The 15,535-nt window shown below is 46.9% G+C and carries 5 protein-coding genes; all 5 read left to right on the forward strand.

All coding sequences use genetic code 11. The features are described from left to right. Nucleotides 1-5 precede the first annotated feature (5 nt). Nucleotides 6-8,273: a non-ribosomal peptide synthetase gene (locus H5715_RS05550; protein ID WP_075187477.1), complete on the forward strand. Its 8,268-nt coding sequence runs from the start codon at nt 6-8 to the stop codon at nt 8,271-8,273. Further along, nucleotides 8,270-9,919 (forward strand): cyclic peptide export ABC transporter, encoded by a 1,650-nt coding sequence (locus H5715_RS05555; protein ID WP_075187476.1) that lies wholly within the window; start codon nt 8,270-8,272, stop codon nt 9,917-9,919. The genes H5715_RS05550 and H5715_RS05555 overlap by 4 nt, the downstream gene beginning before the upstream one ends. A 66-nt stretch (nt 9,920-9,985) precedes the next feature. Then, nucleotides 9,986-13,117: an efflux RND transporter permease subunit gene (locus H5715_RS05560; protein ID WP_185906604.1), complete on the forward strand. Its 3,132-nt coding sequence runs from the start codon at nt 9,986-9,988 to the stop codon at nt 13,115-13,117. Between the two features lie 47 nt (nt 13,118-13,164). Next, nucleotides 13,165-14,478, forward strand: a complete 1,314-nt coding sequence (locus H5715_RS05565; RefSeq protein WP_075187474.1) for an efflux RND transporter periplasmic adaptor subunit — start codon at nt 13,165-13,167, stop codon at nt 14,476-14,478. A gap of 332 nt (nt 14,479-14,810) precedes the next feature. Further along, nucleotides 14,811-15,479 carry a MaoC family dehydratase gene (locus H5715_RS05570; protein WP_075187472.1) on the forward strand — a complete coding sequence of 223 codons (669 nt, stop codon included), beginning with the start codon at nt 14,811-14,813 and terminating at the stop codon, nt 15,477-15,479. The last annotated feature ends 56 nt before the right edge of the window (nt 15,480-15,535 follow it).

Below are 15,535 nucleotides of genomic sequence, written 5' to 3' on the forward strand. Positions count from 1 at the left end.
ATCCAATGCGTAGCAATATGAACCCTAGTTCCAGTGAAGAATCTGATCAGAAAACTGCGCTCGAATTTCTTGAGTTTCTGGCGCGGCTTGATGTACAGGTGGTATTGAAAGAAGACAAACTAAAAGTCAGCAGCAGCACGGGAAAGGTGCCAGACGAGCTACTTTCGACTATTAAGTCGCGCAAGCAATTGTTAGTGGATTATTTTCGCAACACTGGGAGTGAGCGGGAAGTAGCAGCCTCTTTTGCGCAGCAACGTTTGTGGTTCGCGGATGCCCTCGCAGAAAACAATAGCTACCACTTGAGCGAATTGCTACGCATGCACGGCGAGCTAAAAATTGAGATTTTACGCGACGTGTTCGGTGTGATAATTGAGCGCCATCAAATTCTGCGCACGCGATTTATAGAAATACATGGCGAGTTGAAACAACGAATATCCACCAAGTCACTGTTTAAATTTCAGCTGGTGGAGTTGCCCAAGCAGGATCATGACGCTGCAGCGCAAGTACAAGCTTGGGTTGAAGCTGAAATGCACAAACCTTTTGATTTGCAAAGGGACAGCTTAATTAGGGTGTACCTGTTTAAAGAATCTGACACCTCGTATTGGTTGTTTGTTAATCTCCACCACATTATTGCCGATGGCTGGTCTGTGGGCGTTCTGACTAGAGAAATCGTCGCGTTATACGAGGATATTAGCCGCGGCGTTATCCCTCAACTTGCACCATTGTCCCTGCAGTACGCGGATTATTCCCTTTGGCAGAAAAAACAAATGGTAACAGGTGTATTCGACCAGCAATTAAATTACTGGCGCGAAAAACTCAGGGGTTGTCCAACTCTAACGCTGCCAACCGATCATCTAAGGCCACGACGCCAGAGTACTCGTGGCACCAGTCATAGTTTGGACTTGGGCGCCGAGTTTTCTGGCGCACTCAAAGCCTTTTGTAAGGCGTCTACGGCTAGTCCATTCATGGTGCTGTTGAGTGGGTTCTTTATATTGATGCAGCGCTATTCACAGCAGGACGATATTATAGTAGGCACCTCAATTGCTAACCGCAATCGCGACGAGTTCGAACCTCTCATTGGGCTGTTCGTGAATGTTTTGGCCATTCGCCACAATCTTGCGAATAATCCCAGCTTTGAGCAACTTGTTAACGACATTAAATTGAGTTTGCTCGATGATTACGAAAACCAAGATGTACCCTTTGAAAAAATCGTAGAAGTATGTGAGCCTAAACGCGACCCCGCTCGTTCACCTTTATTCCAAGTGGCGTTCACTTTGGAAAACACTCCATCCACTCAGTTGGATTTGGGTGATTTGCGCATCGAGTCTGTGCCCTTGCCTTGCAGCACAGCTAAATACGACCTGACATTTCATGTGCAAGAGCTGAGTGACCGTTTCGTTGCTGAAATTGAATACTGTAGCGATCTTTATAGCGCGTCCACAATCGACACAATGAGTCGTTGTTTTAGTCACCTTTTAACAGAGGCTATTACTTATCCTGAGAGTCCGATTGGCGACTTAAAACTTCTTTCAAACGCAGATTTACACGCTATTTTTGAACTTGGAAGGGGTAAAGTAAACCCTTTCCCAAATGAAAGTTTGGTTAAACTTTTCGAAGAATGTGCGCAACAATTTGCCGAATTACCGGCTGTTATTGCGCCGGAACACACCCCGTTAGAATTGTGGCCGTCAATTTCTGAATTCTATGTGTACGATGATTTACTCTATTATGCGATGACCAACGATGAAAAACGAAATCAAAGTTATCGTATTGCAATAAATAAGTTGGTTCCAGGTAAAGTGGTGCTGGAAATTGGTACTGGCCCGGATGTGATTCTCAGCCGCTTTGCCGTGGAAGCTGGCGCGCGCCATGTTTATGCGGTTGAACTACTACAAGAAACCTATGATAAAGCTCGAGACACCATCAAACGGCTGAACTTACAGGACAAAATTACGCTGATCCACGGCGACGCCACCAAGGTGGAACTGCCGGAGGAAGTGGATGTAATCCTCTCAGAAATTGTCGGAGCCATCGGCGGATCAGAAGGCTGTACCGTAATTCAAAACCAAACGCGAAAATTTCTTAAGCCTGATGGCCACGTTATTCCAAACCGCAGCCTTACCACTATTACGCCGATCGCGCTACCGGGAGATTTTTTTTCAGAACCGGGGTTTTCCAAAACCTCGGCACCCTATGTGGAGAAAATATTCAAAGAGCTTGGCTACCCATTTGATCTGCGATTGTGCGTAAAAAACATGCAGTACGCTGATTTGGTTGCTAATATCGAGCCGTTCGAGGATTTGTTATTTTCCGATCATGTGGAAGAGGAAGAGCTTCACCCCATCCACTTTGTTTTTAATAAAGACTGTGCCATCGACGGATTTTTACTTTGGTTAAATTTAGAAACCATCGATGGAGAATGGATTGATACGTTGGCGCACGAACACTGCTGGCTTCCCGTTTATGTTCCGGTGTTTGAAAAGAAAGTGGCCGTACTCAGCGGTGATACCATAACCGCGACTGTCGAGCGTCGCCTTTGCGACAACGGCATTAACCCCACCTTTTTTGTCCAGGGTACGGTGTTCCGTGCAAGAACAAAAGACTTGGTGTTTTCAGTAAGCCTCGATCATTTTACTAAGGATTTTTGTGCTCACCCGTTCCACCGAAAACTTTTTACTGAGGGCGACGCACGCATCCGACCTGATATTTACTCCACCGTCACTTATGCCGAACTGAACAGCAAGGCGAATCAACTTGCGCATTTACTTCGAGCGCGCGGCCTTGCCCCGGGGGATTTGGCTGGCATTTGCCTAAAAAAATCTTGGCAGTCGATGTTGGCAATTTTGGCAATTTTAAAAACAGGTGCGGCTTATTTACCTATCGACCCGGATTATCCAAAACAGCGCATCGACTACATCGTCGAAAATTCAGGTATTGATTTACTGTTAAGCGCAAAAGATTTAGCCGCGATATGGCAGGACTTTTCAGTGCCTGTGATAGACGTGCTCGCAACGGCTGCAGATGTCGCGAATTATGGGAATCACAATCTAGAGTTGGCTGTGCACGCCCAGGACTTGGCGTATGTGATTTACACCTCTGGCTCTACTGGGAACCCCAAGGGCGTGATGATTGAACATGCGTCGGCAGTGAATCTCCGTCAAGCTCAAGCGCGCCAATTTGGCGTTGCTGCGGGCGACCGGGTTTTACAGTTTGCCCCGCAAGCCTTTGATGCTGCCGCCAGTGAATGGCTGATGGCACTCCTATCAGGAGGGACGCTGGTTGTTCCAAGCTCTGCGGTAAGCGGTGATTTGGATTTGCTTGCCGACTGTATCCGCCAACAACGGGTGAGCGTTGCCACTTTGCCCCCGGCTGTGCTGGCCGTACTCGAGCCTCAAACCGTTTCGGGACTTACAACCGTGATCTCTGCCGGTGAAACCTGCACACGGGAAATATGCAATCGGTGGAGTCCAGGCCGTCGTTTTTTTAATGCCTATGGCCCGACGGAAAACGCTGTGTGCTCCACCATTTATGAATGTGCGCAGTGGGAAGAGCGCGACCCTCCCATCGGCCGAGTAATGGACAATCAACAGGCGTACATCCTCGATGCCGAACTCTGCCCATTGCCACTTGGTGTACCTGGTGAATTGTGTATGGCGGGCGTTGGGTTGGCGCGTGGTTATCTTAATAATCCACAGCTTACTAAACAATCATTCATTCAAGTACCTTGGACTACACAGCATTTGTATCGAACTGGCGATATTGTTAAGTTTGATGAGACGGGAGATATCCACTACTTAGGTCGGCGTGATAATCAGGTCAAAATTCGCGGCTATCGCATTGAACTTGGTGAGGTCGAATACCAATTACGTAACATCCCTGAAGTAAGCGAGGCAATTTGTGTCGTGCGCGAAGAAAACGGGCATAAACAGCTTTACGCTTTTGTGATCGGCAACGAAAATCTCGCAGAGGAAACGCTGAATCGTGTCATGTCCCAACGTGTACCAGGGTATATGGTGCCAGCGCGATTTTTTGTTTTGGATGAATATCCAATCACGTCCAACGGGAAAATCGACAAAAAAGCGTTGCTCGTTATGATCGAACAATTACAAGGTGCTATGGTAAGCCTTCTTGTCCAACCCCGCACAGAAAATGAAGCTTTGTTTGTTCGTTGGTTTAGCGAGGTGCTCGGCGTGAAAAGTGTGAGCGTTACCGATAACTTTTTTGATCTCGGCGGCGATTCCATTCTAGCAGTTCATTTGGTGGCCAAGAGCCGACAAGCTGGGTTTTTACTGCGAGTAAGCGATATTTTCGAGAGCAAAACCCCAATTGCCTTGGCACAAATTAGCCGCGGGCGTTTGCAACCCTTAGAGGCCCAGCAGGGGCTACAAACGGGTGATGTGTTGTTAACGCCTATTCAGCACTGGTTTTTCGCCCAAAGCAATCCGGAGCCTCATCACTGGAACCAATCTTTAATTGTGACGATTGAGAAGTCTGTGACTGTGGAAATGCTACGCGCCTCACTGAGGGAATTGATTGTTCACCATGACGCCTTGCGTCTTCAGTATCAAGCCTGTACCAACAGTGACGACTCAGTACGGCAGGCCTACTCAAACAATTTAGAAATAGAGCTTGAAGTAGTGGATCTAAAGCACCTCGATAATGCTCTGGATTTAGAGCAAGCTATTTGTGAGGTTAGTCAGACTTTTCAACAAAGTTTCTGTTTAGGAAACGGACATTTGATGAAAACGCTACTGTTTTTGACCGCCCCAAATCTTGCTCGCAACCGGCTAGCAGTGATCGCACATCACTTGATTGTGGACGTCCACTCCTGGCGAATCATTTTAGAGGATATTGAGCGACTAATTGAAGAGGGCACTGCAACCATCCCTTTGGCGGAAAAAACCACCTCGTTCCAGTGTTATGCCCAGCGTCTTCAGGACTATGTTAATGGTCGTGCATGCCAAGCCAATTTATCCTACTGGCAGGATGTTATAGAAATGCAGGCAGGCGATCAGATGGCAAGTGCAATGGCCACAGAAGCAGGGGAGCAGCAACACATTCCGCGTCGCGAAAGTGTGAGTGTGTCTCTGGATGCGGCCACCAGCGAACTGTTAGGCGGTGCGGCGTTAAAGGCTTACCACACACAGGTATTGGATCTACTCATTGTGGCTTTGCGCCAAGCGGTGCACGTTAATTGGAACTTGCAACAATTTAGCGTCGTTTTGGAAAATCATGGTAGACAAGACTTTGATGAATGTGTTGATGTATCACGTACGGTTGGTTGGTTCACCACTCAATATCCGTTGGTGTTCTCAGACAACGTCCCAAATTTAAACAGTGAGCTGATTAAACAGACTAAAGAAACTCTACGTGCGATACCTAATCGCGGGTTCGACTACGCCGCTCTGCGTTATTTACATAGCAATCCTAACGTGCGGCGTTCACTCACGCCGGTCACAGAACCTTCGGTATTAATCAATTATCTTGGTCAAATGGAGCGTCAGCAAGCGAGCGATGCGTTTGAACTTCTTGATACCACACCGGGTGAGAACATCGGCGCACAAAATTCATGCAGTCATCCTCTCGCGATTACCGCGAAGTTTAAGGATGACCGGTTCGAACTGGATTTCACATTCGACAATACTAAGTTGAGTGAGAGTAAAGTGCGTACCCTAGCGGACACAACGCGGGTACGTTTGAGCGACATTGTACAGTTTTGCAGCGCGCAAACCCAACCACGCCATACACCAAGCGATTTCCCTCTAGCGGTTTTATCCCAGGCAGAAGTTGATACGCTCGATGACGCCCACACAACATTAACGGACATATGGCCCTTAACAAAAAGCCAGCAAGGCATGTTTTTTTGTACGTTGGCGAGCGAAGGGAAAGCATTCGTTGAGCAAATGGTGCTGGAAATTCTCGGTGATTTGAACCTGCAAAAATTTGCTGCTGCTTGGACCTCTGTGCAATACGCAAATCCACTGTTAAATAGTCGGGTACACATGCTGAAGGATAGTACGTACTTTGTTATCCAAAAGGACGAAGTAGTACCTTTGCTGTGTAAGGAATTGTCGATAGACAAAGGCGCAAGCCTATCGCAACAAGCGCTACTAGAATATGCCAAGCGCACGCGCGAAGTTGGCTTCGACCTGCAATGCGAACCGGGCTGTCGGCTTGAGACGTTGACCATTGAGCCCAGCCGCTATGCGCTCGTTTTAACGGTCAGTCACGTATTGATGGATGGCTGGTCGCATGCGAATCTCATGTCGCAGTTGCTTTCCGCTTATAACGGCAAAGGCCTCAGTGCACCGCAGTTTTCAGGTTACTTACATTGGCTTCAGCAGCGCGATAGAGAGGAGTCGAGCGCTTACTGGAAACAACTTGTCGGCCAATCCAGGCGGGTCAGTCAGGCTAACAAGTTATGCGAGACAAAACTGGTTGAGCAATTGGTAAATGAATCACAAATTGTATCAGTTTCGACACTCTTAACGGAGGAAGATTTACACCAACTTGATGATTTAACACGGTGCCACGGGCTGCTGCTAAACGCGCTGTTGCAGGCGGCATGGGGGCTACTCATTGGTGCATATACCCAACAAAAGCATGCAGTATTTGGCTATACCACATCAGGTCGTCCTGACGATTTAGCCGATGCCAATAAAATGATTGGTTTGTTTATTAACACCTTGCCAATAGTGCTCGATATTGATGATGACGATGTTTGGTCACTGGCGGGTAAGGTACAACAGCAAATTCTGGAACACAGTGCACACCAATATTTGTCTGCTGCGGAGATTCAAATAGCAGCTGGACAAGCGGATCCGCTATACGATAGTTTGCTAGTGTTTGAAAATTATCCGTTGGACGATGTGAGCCAAACCGCGAACGCTTTGGGGTTAAAACAAATTGTTCACCATCCGATCGAAGGCGGCGAGACAACATCACCATTGACACTGCTGATCAAGCCAGAAACTTCCCTATTTTTAGAATTGGTGTTTGATGCTGCGCGAATGGATGCTGCACAGATGACGCAACTGGTGGAAGATTACAAAACTATTTTATTGCAACTGATCCGTGGCGAATCTCAAATCCCCGCTTTATTTACATTGCTAGGCCCACGGCAGAAACCTATGTTTAACCAGTTAGAAACTCTTAGCAATGTAATGCCAGCGAGCGAAATGGAGTACAAGGTGCAGGGGATTTACCGCGCGATTATTGGTGTGCAAGAAGTGGGAGTAGAGGAAAGATTTTTTGATATTGGTGGCCACTCGCTGTTAGCGTTGCAGTTGTTACAGAAAATTAATGACACATTTTCATGTAATCTCTCGGTAGGCGACCTGTTTTTGGCGCCGAATATTAGAGCGTTGAGTACTTTGATTACGCAGCAACAGAATGCGCCTGCTAGCGTGTTAAATGACACATTGGTGCCATTATCCATTAGCGTTGATGCACAAGCGCTTTATTTTGTAGCGGGTGTGGGTGGAAGCTGTATCAGCTTTTTTTCTTTAGTTAGGTCGCTTAGCAAAGTTACTGCGGCATTCGGTTTGCAGCCACCTCAATTAAATGGCAATCATTCTGTGGTGTTTACCAGTGTGTCGGATTATGCAAGCCACTATATTGAAGCTTTGCAGACCGAGCAGCAGCAAGGTCCCTTCCGTTTAGTTGGCCATTCCTTCGGCAGCTTCATTGCATTTGAGATGGCACTGCAGCTAGAGGCACGCGGTCACCAAGTGGCGCTAGTGCTGCTGGATACTCCGGCCCCGGTTCCTGGTCGCATTGCACAATCAACGCATTCTGTTGGCCAGCTCCGCTATCGGGGTTTGAAAATTGTCGCGGGTTTTGCAGGTTTTAGCTGTCCGTTTACTGAAGCAGAATTCAGCGGGTTATCTGCAGCAGAACAAGACCTACGTATCGAAACACTGTGCGCACAACAGCAAATACCTTTTAATGCTACTACTTTACGTAACTTTCTCGACGTTTACGTCAATCAATCCAGTCTGGATTATGCCCCGATAGGGCGCTTGCAGGAAACGCCAATTACGTTGATCAATGCGGCAGACACTCGTGAATTTTTCCGGGAACATGAACTCGACGATTTGGGTTGGCGTGAATTTACAGCTGCAACTGTTTCCGTATGTGTAACTCCAGGTGATCATTTGTCCATGCTTCATGATCCTCACGTTAAGCGCATCGTCGACTACATCCACAGCACTTTTTTTGGGCCCGTGTTGGACAGTGGTCAGCATGCTGTTATAGAAGAGATTCATTTATGAGTAGCTCTGCCATTGTTCGATTCTTCAAGGAGGAGGGCTACGGTGTGTTGCTCAGCCAACTGGGTATTGCGATTTTGTTTACCGGATTGGCGAGCATTGCTTTGTTGGGACTGATCAACGAGGTAGCGTTTAATGGTCGGGAATCCTCTGACGACCTGATCTATTACGCACTGGCCATTTTGGTTTTTTCATTGGGTACCCGATTTCTAAATATTCGCGTAACCCGCCTGGTAGAGAATCAACTGTTGCAGTTGCGCCTGCGAATTATGGAAGGCGTACGCGGGGCGGATTTAGCGTGGCTAGAGCGGCTTGGTAGAGAAGACATTCATGTTGTGCTGTCGCAGGATGTCGCGTTGATTTCTAATAGTGCGGATATGCTGGTGTCGGCTGTGCAGCAGTGCGTTATGTTGCTGTTTTGTTTGGTGTATGTGGCTTGGTTGTCGCCCATAGCTTTTCTTGTTGTGGTTGGTTCCATTCTCACCACCTATTTCCTTATTAGTAAATTACAGGCGATTTTGCAAAAAAATTACTTAAGCCTTGCCGTTACAGAGAGCAGATTGTTTGCGGTGCTGGACCATTTGGTTAATGGTTTTAAGGAAATCAAAATCAACGGGAAAAAGAGTGCTGCCATCTCGGAGGAGTACGCTATTCACCTAAAGGAATCTGAACGATTGAAAGTGGATAATCGGGTGCGAGCGTCATGGGCAATTCTTGCGTCCCACCTGTTTATGTACAGCTTGCTTGGTGCCGTGGTTTTTGCGTTACCGCTCGGGACTGGCAACGTTGATGGGCTGATAGGCAAATTGGTGGCGACAATCTTGTTCATCATCGCACCGTTATTACTAATTCTTGAAGGTATTCCCACAATCGAGCGCGCAAACTCATCTTTAGAGCGACTTTACGAGCTGGATGTAAAGCTCAAGAACGAGCAGCTCAATGAAACCTTCGGAGGGCTCATTCCCGAGTTCAACAAGCTCACATTGCGCGGTGTGACTTACGGTTACGATGATGATAACGGCAACAAAGGGTTTACCGTTGGGCCACTCAACAGCACTATAAACAGCGGTGAAATTGTCTTTATCACAGGTGGCAACGGCAGTGGTAAATCGACCCTACTAAAGCTAATTACCGGCCTTTATACCCATCAGCACGGTCAGATAGCATTAAATCACGAAGTGATCGGCATCGATAACATCCAAAAGCTGCGAGAGCAATTTGCAGTTGTGTTTACGGATTTCCATTTGTTTGATCAATTTTATGGCCTGGATTCGGTGGATGCAGGCAAGGTGAACCAGCTGATCAAGGACATGGAACTGCAAACCAAAGTGGCCTACGAAGATGGACGCTTTTCCACAGTGAACTTGTCGACAGGCCAGCGCAAACGCTTAGCGTTCATTATGGCAATACTCGACAGCCGAAATATTTACATTTTTGATGAGTGGGCCGCTGATCAGGACGCGCATTTTCGCGATAGATTCTACAAAACTCTCCTGCCATCACTAAAAACGCAGGGAAAAACCGTAATTGCAGTCACTCACGACGACCGCTATTGGGATTGCTGCGACCGCCTTATTAAACTGGATCTAGGTTCTATTGCGGAACAAAAAGATTTTAAACCCCTAGCGGAATCAATCTCTGTCTTGTGATTGAATGAATGGCAGTTTGTGTACATTTAAAAACCACGTTCATACAAGCGAGGTTAGTAAGGTTGAATGAATATAATCAGAAAATTCACAGAGCACAAAGTGGCCGCCACCATGCTCATGTTGATTATGGTGATGATTGGCCTTTGGGGAGCGCGCCAAATTAATTTGCAGCTTAATCCGTCGCAACACTACAATAATGTCATTGTTGAAGCGTACTGGCCCGGCGCTGGTGCCGAAGATATTGAGCGCCAGATCACGCTACCATTAGAGCATCAGCTGCGTTCGGTGAAAGATCTGCGATCGATGAAATCTTCTATTAGTCAGGGTTTGTTGCGCATAGACTTAGAATTCGAAGATCATATTAACAGCGACGAAGCTCTGGAAGAAGTTAAACAGGCGACCAGCCAAGCGCGGTTTTTACCAAGTGAGATGGAGCCATTGGTGATCAAACCTTTTGTTCCCTACGAACGCTTGGCGGATCTGTTGGTGACGGGCAATCAATTGAAAGCGTTGGTGCCACAAGCACTCGATTTTGAGCGTGAATTGTTGACGCTTGGTATCGACAAGATTGAATTTCTGTCTCTGCCTGATATGGAAATGGCGATTCAGGTTGATCGTCAAAATTTGCTAGATATGGGTATCTCCCTTGATCGCCTTGGCGATACCATTGCCGCAACCAGTCGCGATTTTCCAGCTGGGAACGTTGGTGTGGGCGACAGCGAAATGCAGCTGCGAAGCTTAGACCAACAGCGCACAGAGGAAGGATTTCGCGAGCTGTTAATTCGTTTAGACAGCGGGCGTTTACTGCGGCTTAGCGACATAGCAACGGTTGATGAGATACCTCGAGATAATACTGTGTTGACCACGCAAAACGGTCGCCCTGCTATCTGGATGCGGGTATTACGCGCACCGGGCACCAACACTTTCTTAGCTTCAGAAATACTACAAACCTGGTTAGCAGAAAAAAAACGCACACTGCCTGAAAACATGGATGTATCTCCGTTGTTAGAGACCTGGAAGTTCACGGAACAGCAATTCCAGTTAGTGATGCGCAACGGCATATCGGGTTTGATCTTAGTGTTGTTGACTTTGTACTTTTTCCTCAATGGACGTATCGCGTTTTGGGTGGCCGCAGGCATTCCTGTCAGTTTCGCTTTTGCGGTTACGTTGTTTTATTACGGCGGAGGTTCCATCAACGCCCTAAGTCTGATTGGTCTCATCATGGCGTTAGGTATAGTTGTGGATGACTCCATCGTAGTGGCGGAGGAATACCAGACGCGCTTAAGCCGTATGAACCCAAACCGTGCAGCTTACAGTGCGGCCCAGTCGATGTTGTCGGCTGTGCTAGCATCTTCTCTCACTACGATTGCAGCATTGATTCCGATTATGTTAGTGGATGGTGGGGCTATGAGGGAAATTCCGTTACTCATTCTATGCATCATCGTTGCTTCTTTATTGGAGTGCTTCCTGGTTTTACCAGGTCATATTTTAGCAACAGATTTGCGTCGTCAATCCTCCGCTATGACCAGATTTCGTGCTCGTATGCAGACTCGGGGGGAGTTGTTTCGTCAACAAATATTTTTACCTCTCGTTAGACAGGTGTTGCGTTATCGCGGCGCCACACTATGTTTCGCCTCCATGGCATTTTTAGTGGCTTTATCTCTGTTAATAAGCGGACGTATAAAAACCGAAATGGCGGTGGGGTTTTCCCTGGACTATATTGAGGCCAGTATAAAAGTACCAGGTACCCAAACAGATATAGAAGCAGCTGTTGCCGTTTTGCAGGACTCGCTAAGTCAGGCGGAACAACAGTTGGGTGGCGGCTTGATTGCTACACACATCCTGTCTAAAGGCACCGCGTTTCTCGATGGTGAAAAAAAATACGGGCAGTTATATATCACTCTGTTTGCAGAGATGGTTTCATCGGATGAACGCCGAGTAACAGCGGAAGAATTTACCCACGCTTGGCGCCAGAAAATGGCGGAGGATCAATCCCAAACAATTGAGGTCTTCGATTTTCATTTGGGGCAGGATCTAAGCGCAGACATATCACTGTATTTTACCGGTAACGACGTTCACCAACTAAAGACTGCAGCCGAGGAATTGAAACAGATTATTCGCGGGTATACTGGGGTGCATTCGGTCGCAGATGACCTTCCCTACGGTGACTATCAATCGGTGTTTAAACTCAACGCCGAGGGCAGGGCGATGGGCCTGACTGCTGAGTCTTTAGCGCGCCAAATTTACGCCGCTTACGAAGGTGTAAAAGTGCAGTTGTTCAACCGCCGGGGCCAAGAAATTGAAGTGATGGTAAAATTACCTAAAGACGAGCGTGAAAATGTCTTCCGTTTAAAAGAATTTCCAATTCAAACTCTGGATGGTCGTACAATCCCTTTGGCCAGTGTTGCTGAGGTCTTGCAGCAAAGGGGCATTAAGGTAATCCAGCACTACAACGGTGAGCTTGCCGTAAATATCACTGCCAATGTAATCCATCAGCTCAATACACCGCTGGCTGTGCTCCGGACGTTGGAAAAAACGGCTATCCCCCAAATTGCGGAGAAATATCATCTTAAGTATGGGTTGTCGGAAAACTCAGCAGCAGAACAGCGCATTATCTCGGATTTATTGTGGGGGGTCTTTGGCGCACTGGTGCTGATCTATTTGATTCTCTGTTGGAACACCGCCTCATATATATGGCCGTTGGCGATCATGTTAGCTATACCCCTTGCGCTCACGGGAGCATTTTTTGGGCTGTATTTTTCCAATATGAATTTGGGTGTGCTGTCGACACTTGGTTTGTTTACTTTGACGGGGGTAATGGTCAATGACGCAATCATTGTTATCAATAGCTACAAGTTGTACCGAAATCAGGGGATGGCCTGTCATGCGGCGATTGAAATAGCCACATGCTCTAGGTTTCGCGCAGTAATTTTAACATCTCTTACTACGACCGCCGGCCTCTTACCGTTGATGTTTGAAAATTCCTTAATGGGCCGATTTATGGCCCCCCTGGCAGTGGTTATTTGTTTTGGAATGATTTACGGCACGGTTTTGATTTTAATCGTGGTCCCGGCGGCACTCTCCTTCTTGGATAGTGCCGCCGAAAAAATAAGGGGAAAAGTATCGGGTGATAGGCATAGGGATTGGCCAGACACTAAGACTTATCTCGATTCGCCTATCGTTGATACGGATCACTAGAGAGAAAATTTTTGAACGCTAATCAACGGTTTATCGCAGGAGAATTCGTGACAATTGTTCGCTCTAAAGTTCGTTATTGGTGGCCCATTAATCGCGCAGTTTTGGTACCTATTTTTATTTTGTTGTGTGGTGTTTTGATCGCCTCAACTCTGTTGGTGACAGCGCCTGTGCCGGAGGAGCAACCTCCCAAGGAAAGCGTTTGGCCGGTCAGCGCAGTTGTGGTGAATCTGACCGATGCAAACCCAATGGCGCCGCTTTTTGGTCGTGTTGAGTCACCACGTGAAGCAAAAATTGCGTCGCGCCTGCCGGCAGAGGTTGTTGCTGTTGAAGTGCACGAAGGTGATGAGGTTGAAAAAGGGCAAGTATTGCTGCGTTTGGATGACGCGGATCTGTTACTGGCAGTACAGCAAAACCAGGCGAACCTGTTAGAAGCAGAAGCACGACTCAAATCGAACCGCATGAACGCACAATCGGATTCACGTTTATTACAGCATCAGAAAATTCTATGGCATTTGACGGATAAAAAAGTTGCGCGTCAAAAGAGTTTACTTGAGGAGAAAATTATTGCCCAGTCGGTCTACGACGACTCTAGGTTGGAATCAATTCAACAGGCAATTGAATTGGAAAAGCAAATTTTTCTCGTGGCCAACGCAAACAATACCGAAAAACTCGCAGAAGCCAACGTAACGCGGGCGCTGGCGAAACTTGAAAGAGCCAACCTCCAGTTGTCCTATGCAACGGTAACCGCGCCTTTTAATGGTGTGGTAAGTAAAGTTTTAATTTCTGAAGGCGATCGTTTACAGGTTGGTTCACCTACGTTGCAAATATTTGATCGTGAAGAATTACAAGTTCGCTCTGCAATTTCAAACGCCTATGTCAGCGCGATAAAAACAGCGCTCACTGCGAATCAAACCATCGTTGCGTCTACAGAGGCCTATCAGCATAAGGTAGAACTGGAATTGGTTAATCTCACTTCCAGTGTTTCCTCTAGCGGTGCGAGCGTGGATGGTTTATTTCGCGTAACGGATTCAGGCGAGTGGTTAGTACTAGGTCAAATGTTGCCTATTTCGTTGCAGATGCCAACGGAGAATGCTGTTGTATTAATACCACCTCAAGCTTTATATGATCAGGATTATGTTTACGCAATTGAAAATGGCAGTTTGGTGCCTTTGAAAGTCGAGGTGGTTGGCGAAACGAGTTTGCGCGGCAAGACAAAACTACTGCTGCGCTCGAATGATTTGCACGATGGTATTTTATTGCTTGGTTCGCGTTTGGCTAATGCGAAAACAGGTTTGAAAGTTGAGCCTCGTGTGAAAATTGACTATGCGCCAATACTAGCAGATGCAGAGAATCAAGATTAAATGCAACGGAGACATTAGCAAATGACACCGGAAATTGAAAACAATTTCCTCGAATTAAAACATATCTACAGTGTTTACTTTCTCACCCGCAAAGAAAGGCATGCGTCGTAAATGCGAAGATGTGAACCCGTTGAAAAAATACAATACGATTGTACTGGGTTTGTCGACGGAGCACGTAATCTTTCGAAAAGCGCTTATGCTTATCGATGGAATTCCGGCACCCAGAGGGCACCAGAAGAACGGGAGACCCATGTGTTAGATACACAAGAGTTTCGAAAATTGGCGCCGTATGTGGAATGGGTGCAACTTAGTACGAAAAGGAAGAAAGGCGGATGAGAATTGTTGAGCTGATCAAGGAGAAATCCCAGATGATTACGCTGCAAAATTTTACTGCAGAGTCCATCGAATTGAGGCTTAGGGAGCTAAAATCCTCGTTTTTTGAACGTTTAGCCCTGGTAAGCACCAGTAACAAACGGCCCCAATTTTCGCCTGTACAGAGAGAGGCCAAACCAATGGTATGTTCAAGTACATTTGTGCGCGCATATCACGACGATTTGCTAAAAAAAGTAGGCTTTGAAATTCATATTGGCGAGTGGTTTGAAATTACCCAGGACTCAATAAATATCTTTGCCGCCGTGACCAAAGACAGCCAGTGGATCCATTTAGATACTGAGAGAGCTCGCAGAAATTCCCCCTTTAGAAGTACGGTTGCGCAGGGTTTTTTGATTATCGGTATGATTCCCGCGTTACGCGATTACGAAAATTCGGTATCAGAAGCAGATTTCCCGGTTCGTATGGTTGTGAACTGCGGTATTGAAAAAGTACGATTCCTATACCCAGTTAAACCCGGAAGTAGAATTCGTGCGCGCACCATACTCAAAAAAATCGAGCTAGCCCGAAAATGTATTGAGGTTACGGAAGCAATAACCGTGGAAATTGAAGGCTGCACTAAGAGCGCATGCGTAGCGGATATTATTTATCGGGTTTATCTGCAGCCGTAGCTTTAGCCGTAAAGATGAATGACAACCTGCAGGGTGGTTTTCCACTAGCAGCCTGT

This window comes from Teredinibacter haidensis, assembly GCF_014211975.1.
Lineage (GTDB): Bacteria > Pseudomonadota > Gammaproteobacteria > Pseudomonadales > Cellvibrionaceae > Teredinibacter > Teredinibacter haidensis.

What these genes read in the sequence shown, in the direction of transcription:
- H5715_RS05550 (WP_075187477.1), top strand. Translation starts at nt 6, where the DNA reads ATGCGTAGCAATATGAACCCTAGTTCCAGTGAAGAATCTGATCAGAAA.
- H5715_RS05555 (WP_075187476.1), top strand. Translation starts at nt 8,270, where the DNA reads ATGAGTAGCTCTGCCATTGTTCGATTCTTCAAGGAGGAGGGCTACGGT.
- H5715_RS05560 (WP_185906604.1), top strand. Translation starts at nt 9,986, where the DNA reads ATGAATATAATCAGAAAATTCACAGAGCACAAAGTGGCCGCCACCATG.
- H5715_RS05570 (WP_075187472.1), top strand. Translation starts at nt 14,811, where the DNA reads ATGAGAATTGTTGAGCTGATCAAGGAGAAATCCCAGATGATTACGCTG.